This window comes from Streptococcus sp. 339 (assembly GCF_013277285.1).
Taxonomy (GTDB): Bacteria; Bacillota; Bacilli; order Lactobacillales; family Streptococcaceae; genus Streptococcus; species Streptococcus pseudopneumoniae.
The window spans coordinates 420-7,919 of the sequence record NZ_VMMR01000103.1 but is presented as its reverse complement, the minus strand read 5'-3'; the positions used below and the strand labels follow the sequence as shown (position 1 = coordinate 7,919).

The window sequence follows — 7,500 nt, the reverse complement described above, 5'->3', positions numbered from 1 at the left end:
GAACAAGTGTGGAAAGAGATTCGTAAACGTGGATTTAAGAATAAAGCCTTTCGAACTTTGGAAGATGTCATGAATCAACTTCAAGATGTTATACAAGGACTGGAGAAGGAGGTGATAACGTCCATCGTTAATCGGAGATGGACTAGAATGCTTTTTGAAAGTAGATGAGTATAACTGGTTGATGAGACTGTGAAAAGAGCATAAAGACCAGCTTGCAAGCTGGTCATACTCTTCGAAAATCTCTTCAAACCACGTCAGCTTCATCTACAACCTCAANNCCTAGTTTGCTCTTTGATTCTCATTGAGTATCAGTATAGGTTATAAGAATAAGTCTTGTAGGGTTTTGGCAACCCCATCTTGGTCGTTGGTAAGGGAAATTTGCTCATCTGCATAAGGGAGTAGCTCTGGATTGGCATTTTTCATGGCATAACCCTTCCCAGCAAAAGCGAGCATTTCGGTATCATTGTGTTCATCTCCAAAGGCAATCAAATCTTTTTTGTCACGATTCATTATCTTGAGCAAGTAGTCCAAAGCAAAGGCCTTGTTGACACCTTTTGGGGTACATTCAAGGATATTGAGCGGACCTCCCCAGGTATTGATAGAAAGTTGATGCTGGTAGAAGGCGTTCATTTCTTTTGCCAAGGCATATTTGTCACTGGCTCTGGTCTGCAAGAGGATACAGTTAGGGTCCTTGGTCACCAATTCAGGCTGGAATTGATCTTCAGGCTGGAAAGCTTCTACACCAAATAGTTTGGGATTGGCAATTTCTTCATTGGGATTTGTAATGTAGAATTTTTTACGATATTCTCCAGCGATAAAATCGGCTTGAATGTCCTCTGAACGTTGAACCATATCTAGCAGATATTTTTTGTCTACAGTCAAACACTTTTCAAAATCCCAAACTTGGTCTGGTAAATGAGTAAGGGATCCGTTGAAGTTAATCATAGGAGTGTCTAAGCCCAGTTCACGGTAAAAATCTTTTGACATACGGTAAGGGCGACCTGTCGTAATAATAACCTGATGGCCTTTTTCAGCAACTTTTTTGATGGTTTTTTTGGTAAAGTCAGAAATTTGACTGTCTGAGTTGAGCAGGGTTCCATCTAGGTCAACTGCAATAATTTTTTTCGTCATATGGACCTTTCTAGTGTGTTTTCAGATAAGATGTCTTCTATTATAACAGAAAGCAGGCAGAAAAGCAGATTCCAAACAAAAAATGAAATTGGATTAATTTCTTAAACAAATCAAACAAAGACATTGAAAAAGTGAATGATAAATGATATAATTCTATTATTGTTCGTAAAAATTAAAAGGAGATTGATAATGGACAAATTATTTAAACTAAAAGAGAACGGTACAGACGTTCGTACAGAGGTTCTCGCTGGTTTAACAACTTTCTTTGCAATGAGTTATATTCTCTTTGTAAACCCACAAATTCTTTCGCAAACAGGGATGCCTGCTCAGGGTGTCTTCCTAGCAACGATTATTGGTGCAGTAGCAGGTACCTTGATGATGGCCTTCTACGCCAACTTGCCATATGCTCAAGCGCCAGGTATGGGACTCAATGCCTTCTTTACCTTTACAGTTGTATTTGGACTCGGTTATTCTTGGCAAGAAGCCCTAGCTATGGTCTTCATCTGTGGAATTATCTCATTGATTATCACTTTGACAAATGTTCGTAAAATGATCATTGAATCGATTCCAAATGCCCTTCGCTCAGCTATTTCAGCTGGTATCGGTGTCTTCCTTGCCTATGTAGGGATTAAGAATGCTGGACTTTTGAAATTTACGATTGATCCAGGTAACTATACTGTTGTAGGAGAAGGGGCTGACAAAGCTCAAGCAACGATTGCGGCAAACTCTTCAGCAGTTCCAGGCTTGGTCAGCTTTAATAATCCAGCTGTTTTGGTGGCTCTTGCAGGACTTGCCATTACTATCTTCTTTGTCATCAAAGGGATTAAAGGGGGAATTATCCTCTCTATCTTGACAACAACTGTTCTTGCTATTGCAGTTGGTTTGGTAGATTTGTCAAGCATCGATTTTGCTAATAACCATGTTGGTGCAGCTTTTAAAGATTTGAAGACAATCTTTGGTGCAGCTCTTGGTTCAGAAGGTTTGGGAGCTTTGATTTCAGATACAGCTCGCTTGCCTGAAACTCTGATGGCCATTCTTGCCTTTTCATTGACAGATATTTTTGATACAATTGGTACCTTGATCGGTACAGGTGAAAAAGTTGGTATCGTAGCGACAAATGGTGAAAATCATCAATCAGCTAAGTTAGACAAGGCTCTTTACTCTGACTTGATTGGTACTTCAATTGGTGCCATCGCAGGTACTTCGAACGTAACGACTTATGTTGAGTCTGCTGCTGGTATCGGTGCAGGTGGACGTACTGGTTTGACAGCCTTGGTCGTGGCAATCTGTTTTGTGATCTCAAGCTTCTTTAGCCCACTTCTAGCGATTGTACCAACAGCCGCTACAGCTCCAATCTTGATTATCGTTGGGATTATGATGTTGGCTAGCTTGAAAAATATCCATTGGGACGACATGGCTGAAGCAGTTCCTGCTTTCTTCACATCTATCTTTATGGGATTCAGCTACTCTATCACTCAAGGGATTGCAGTTGGTTTCTTGACTTACACTTTGACTAAGCTTGTCAAAGGTCAAGTTAAAGATGTTCATGTCATGATTTGGATTTTGGATGCCTTATTTATCCTGAACTACATCAGCATGGCCTTATAATAGAATAACCCAGGGGGATTTTCCCCCTTTTTTAATATAAAGGAGATGAATGATGGAAGAGAAAAGTATGTGGAAAGAATTATTGAATCGTGCAGGCTGGCTGTTAATCTTTTTACTGGCGACAATTTTATATCAGATTCCTATAGGGGTTACTGCTATTTTAACTTTAAATGCAGTACCACTGTTACAGTCAGGACTGATAGTTGCTGGTATTTCGATTGTGGTTCTGGTGCTGTTTATTATTGGAGCTCGTAAAACGCAATTAGCAAGTTTTAATTTTTCTTTTTTTAGAGCTAAGGATTTGGCACGTTTGGGATTAAGTTATTTAGTCATTATCTGTTTAAATATACTTGGTTCTATCTTGTTGCAACTGTCAAATGAGACGACAACAGGGAATCAGTCTCAGATTAACGACATGGTTCAAAATAGTTCTCTGATTTCCAGTTTCTTCTTGCTAGCCTTGCTTGCTCCGATTTGTGAGGAAATCTTGTGCCGTGGGATTGTTCCTAAAAAGATTTTCCGAGGAAAAGAGAACTTGGGATTTGTAGTCGGTACGGTTGTGTTTGCTTTATTGCATCAACCGAGTAATTTACCTTCTTTATTGATTTATGGAGTTATGTCGATCGTTCTGTCTTGGACGGCTTACAAGACCCAACGTTTGGAAATGTCTATCTTACTTCACATGATTGTTAATGGGGTTGTTTTCTGTTTGTTGACTCTCGTGGTAATTTTGAGTCGGACATTAGGGATTTCTGTTTAATATTTTTGACAATTGCTTACTTGTTTCTACTGGGAAAAAGATGAATGCAATCGTGTCCATCTTTTTCTTTTTATGGTAAAATAGAGAAATAATATGGTGAAAAGCCTTGAGGGAGTGACTGATATGTCAAGTAAAGCCAATCATGCAAAGACAGCTATTTGCGGTATTATCAATGTAACCCCAGACTCCTTTTCGGATGGTGGTCAATTTTTTGCTCTTGAGCAGGCACTCCAGCAGGCTCGTAAATTGATAGCAGAAGGAGCTAGTATGCTAGATATCGGCGGAGAATCGACTCGGCCGGGAAGTAGCTATGTTGAGATAGAAGAGGAAATCCAGCGTGTTGTTCCAGTGATTAAAGCTATTCGCAAGGAAAGTGATGTCCTCATCTCCATTGATACTTGGAAGAGTCAAGTAGCAGAAGCTGCTTTGGCTGCTGGTGCCAATCTAGTCAATGATATCACTGGTCTCATGGGTGATGAAAAAATGGCCCATGTGGTTGCAAAGGCTGGAGCGAAAGTAGTCATTATGTTTAATCCAGTCATGGCGCGACCTCAGCATCCTAGCTCGCTCATCTTCCCTCATTTTGGCTTTGGTCAAGCTTTTACAGAGGAAGAGTTAGCTGACTTTGAAACATTGCCAATCGAAGACTTGATGGAGGCTTTCTTTGACAGAGCACTAACGAGAGCAGAGGAAGCTGGTATTGCTCAAGAAAACATCCTGCTGGATCCAGGAATTGGCTTTGGTCTGACCAAGAAAGAAAATCTGCTTCTTTTACGGGATCTGGATAAACTACATCAGAAAGGCTATCCAATCTTTCTTGGAGTGTCGCGCAAGCGGTTTGTCATCAATATCCTTGAAGAAAATGGTTTTGAAGTCAATCCTGAGACAGAAATTGGTTTCCGTAATCGGGACACGGCTTCGGCTCATGTAACTAGTATCGCTGCGAGACAGGGTGTAGAAGTGGTGCGCGTGCATGACGTAGCTAATCACAGGATGGCAGTTGAAATTGCTTCCGCTATTCGTCTGGCTGATGAAGCGGAAAATTTAGATTTAAAACAATACAAATAAGATGAAAGAATTTGAAAATAATCAGTGGATTGCCCACTATCGGACGGACCAGCCGCATTTTGGATTGGAACGAATGGTGGAACTGTTAGCTTTGCGTGGCAATCCCCATCTCAAACTCAAGGTCATCCATGTCGGAGGGACCAATGGCAAGGGTTCGACCATTGCTTTTTTGAAAAATCTGCTGGAAAAGCTAGGGCTGAGAGTTGGCGTGTTTAGCTCGCCCTATCTCATTCATTACACAGATCAGATGAGCATCAATGGGGAATCTATCCCAGAGGCTAGACTAGAAGCCCTCATGGCAGACTATCAGTCGTTGCTGGAAGGGGAATCGGCTGCTAATTTACAGGGCACAACCGAGTTTGAGATTATCACAGCCATAGCCTATGACTACTTTGCTTCAGAGCAAGTAGATGTGGCTATCATGGAAGTGGGCATGGGTGGGCTTTTAGATAGTACCAATGTCTGTCAGCCCATTTTGACAGGAATTACGACTATTGGATTGGACCATGTAGCTCTACTTGGTGACACCTTGGAAGTCATAGCAGAGCAGAAAGCTGGTATTATCAAACAAGGTATTCCCTTGGTGACAGGTCGTATTGCTCCAGAAGCTTTGGTTGTGATTGACCGCATTGCGGAAGGGAAAGATGCGCCGAGACTTGCCTATGGGAAAGATTATCAAGTTAGTCATCAAGAGAGTGTAGTAACGGGTGAAGTTTTTGACTATACAAGTGTTGTCAGACAAGGTCGCTTCCAGACAGGTTTACTTGGTTTGCACCAAATAGAGAATGCTGGGATGGCCATAGCTTTACTTGATACTTTTTGTCAAGAAGATGGTCGAGAACTAGCAAGCAATCACTTGATTGGTCAAGCCTTGGAAGAAACAAGATGGCCGGGGCGTCTGGAGGTCGTGTCAAGGAACCCCTTGATGATCTTGGATGGAGCCCACAATCCCCATGCTATCAAGGCTTTATTGGCAACCTTGCAAGAACGCTTTGCGGATTATCATAAGGAAATCCTCTTTACTTGTATCAAAACCAAGGCCTTGGAGGATATGTTGGACTTGCTGGGAGCCATGCCAGATACCGAGCTTACTCTAACACATTTTGCGGATAGTCGGGCGACGGATGAAATCGTGCTGAAAGAGGCAGCTAAGTCTAGAAATCTCAGCTACCAAGATTGGCATGATTTTCTAGAGCAGAATTTGACAGATAAAAAAGAAGAGAAACAAACAGTTAGGATTGTCACAGGTTCCTTGTATTTCTTGAGCCAAGTGAGGGCCTATCTGATGGAGAGGAAGAACGAGAATGGATACACAAAAGATTGAAGCAGCTGTAAAAATGATTATCGAGGCTGTAGGAGAGAACGCTAATCGCGAGGGCTTGCAGGAAACACCTGCTCGTGTAGCCCGTATGTATCAAGAGATTTTTTCAGGTCTTGGTCAAACAGCAGAGGAACATTTGTCAAAATCCTTTGAAATTATTGACGATAATATGGTGGTAGAAAAGGATATCTTTTTCCATACCATGTGTGAACACCACTTCTTGCCATTTTATGGGAGAGCGCACATTGCCTACATTCCAGATGGTCGTGTGGCAGGCTTGTCTAAGCTAGCCCGTACGGTTGAAGTTTATTCGAAAAAACCACAAATTCAAGAACGTTTGAATATCGAAGTGGCCGATGCCTTGATGGACTATCTAGGTGCTAAAGGAGCCTTTGTTGTCATTGAGGCGGAACATATGTGTATGAGTATGCGTGGTGTCAGAAAACCAGGCACTGCAACCTTGACGACAGTAGCTCGTGGTCTATTTGAAACAGATAAGGACCTTAGAGATCAGGCTTATCGTTTAATGGGACTATAATACTCTTCGAAAATCAAATTCAAACCACGTCAGCTTCCATCTGCAACCTCAAAACAGTGTTTTGAGCAGCCTACGGCTAGCTTCTTAGTTTGCACTTTGATTTTCATTGAGTATAAAAAGAATCCGCTTTGGGCGGATTTTTCTAGAAAGGAATCATTATGGATCAACTGCAGATTAAGGATTTGGAAATTTTTGCCTATCATGGTCTTTTTCCCAGTGAGAAGGAATTGGGGCAGAAGTTTGTCGTTTCAGCTATCCTATCCTATGATATGACCAAGGCAGCGACAGATTTGGATTTAGCAGCCTCTGTCCATTACGGAGAATTGTGCCAGCAGTGGACGACTTGGTTTCAGGAAACGAGTGAGGATTTGATTGAAACGGTAGCCTATAAACTGGTAGAACGTACTTTTGAGACCTATCCTCTTGTCCAAGAAATCAAGTTGGAACTGAAAAAGCCTTGGGCGCCAGTGCATTTGCCACTAGATACATGCTCAGTAACCATCCATCGCCGTAAGCAACGAGCCTTTATCGCCCTAGGAAGCAACATGGGAGATAAGCAAGCAAACTTGAAACAAGCCATTGATAAACTGCGAAATCGAGGTATCCATATTCTCAAAGAATCCAGTGTCTTAGCGACGGAGCCTTGGGGTGGTGTGGAGCAGGATAGCTTTGCTAATCAGGTGGTTGAGGTAGAAACATGGTTGCCTGCCCCAGTCTTGTTAGAAACATTGTTGGCTATTGAGACAGAGATGGGACGGGTGCGAGAAGTGCATTGGGGACCTCGTTTGATTGATTTGGACTTGCTCTTTGTGGAGGACCAGGCCATTTATACAGATGAGCTTATCTTGCCCCATCCTTACATAGCAGAACGCCTTTTTGTTCTTGAGTCTCTACAAGAAATTGCGCCTCATTTTATCCATCCGACATTAAAGCAACCTATTCGCAACTTGTATAATGCTTGGAAACAATAGAAAAAACTCTAGTTTTCAGTCACTTGCAACTGAAGGCTAGAGTTTTTATACTCTTCGAAAATCTCTTCAAACCACGTCAGCTTCCATCTGCAACCTCAAAACA

The 7,500-nt window shown here is 41.9% G+C and carries 7 protein-coding genes and 1 pseudogene; 7 read left to right on the top strand and 1 reads right to left on the bottom strand.

Features of this window, described 5'->3' with window-relative positions:
• Window positions 1-168 (top strand): annotated as a pseudogene (locus HT736_RS10400) (IS630 family transposase); the annotation flags it as partial.
• 150 nt (window positions 169-318) lie between these two features.
• Here the strand turns inward: HT736_RS10400 and HT736_RS10395 are convergent.
• On the bottom strand, window positions 319-1,131 hold the full coding sequence (locus HT736_RS10395) for a Cof-type HAD-IIB family hydrolase (protein WP_000162353.1): 813 nt from the start codon (window positions 1,129-1,131) through the stop codon (window positions 319-321).
• Between the two features lie 189 nt (window positions 1,132-1,320).
• On the opposite strand from HT736_RS10395, the gene HT736_RS10390 reads away from it, so the two are divergent.
• The 6 genes from HT736_RS10390 to folK all read left to right on the top strand — a co-directional run bounded on the left by HT736_RS10390 (window position 1,321) and on the right by folK (window position 7,397).
• Window positions 1,321-2,739, top strand: a complete 1,419-nt coding sequence (locus tag HT736_RS10390) for an NCS2 family permease (protein ID WP_172931022.1) — start codon at window positions 1,321-1,323, stop codon at window positions 2,737-2,739.
• Window positions 2,740-2,791: 52 nt separating this feature from the next.
• Window positions 2,792-3,499, top strand: coding sequence for a CPBP family intramembrane glutamic endopeptidase (locus tag HT736_RS10385; RefSeq protein ID WP_031243523.1), 708 nt, complete (start codon window positions 2,792-2,794; stop codon window positions 3,497-3,499).
• A 93-nt stretch (window positions 3,500-3,592) separates the two neighbouring features.
• Complete coding sequence (folP, locus tag HT736_RS10380) at window positions 3,593-4,567, top strand: dihydropteroate synthase (protein ID WP_000240957.1); 975 nt, start codon at window positions 3,593-3,595, stop codon at window positions 4,565-4,567.
• A gap of 1 nt (window position 4,568) precedes the next feature.
• Complete coding sequence (locus HT736_RS10375; RefSeq protein WP_172931021.1) at window positions 4,569-5,891, top strand: folylpolyglutamate synthase/dihydrofolate synthase family protein; 1,323 nt, start codon at window positions 4,569-4,571, stop codon at window positions 5,889-5,891.
• Window positions 5,872-6,426, top strand: a complete 555-nt coding sequence (gene folE, locus HT736_RS10370; RefSeq protein WP_000380924.1) for a GTP cyclohydrolase I FolE — start codon at window positions 5,872-5,874, stop codon at window positions 6,424-6,426. The genes HT736_RS10375 and folE overlap by 20 nt, the downstream gene beginning before the upstream one ends.
• A 158-nt stretch (window positions 6,427-6,584) precedes the next feature.
• Window positions 6,585-7,397, top strand: a complete 813-nt coding sequence (folK, locus tag HT736_RS10365; protein WP_023936478.1) for a 2-amino-4-hydroxy-6-hydroxymethyldihydropteridine diphosphokinase — start codon at window positions 6,585-6,587, stop codon at window positions 7,395-7,397.
• Window positions 7,398-7,500 lie beyond the last annotated feature (103 nt).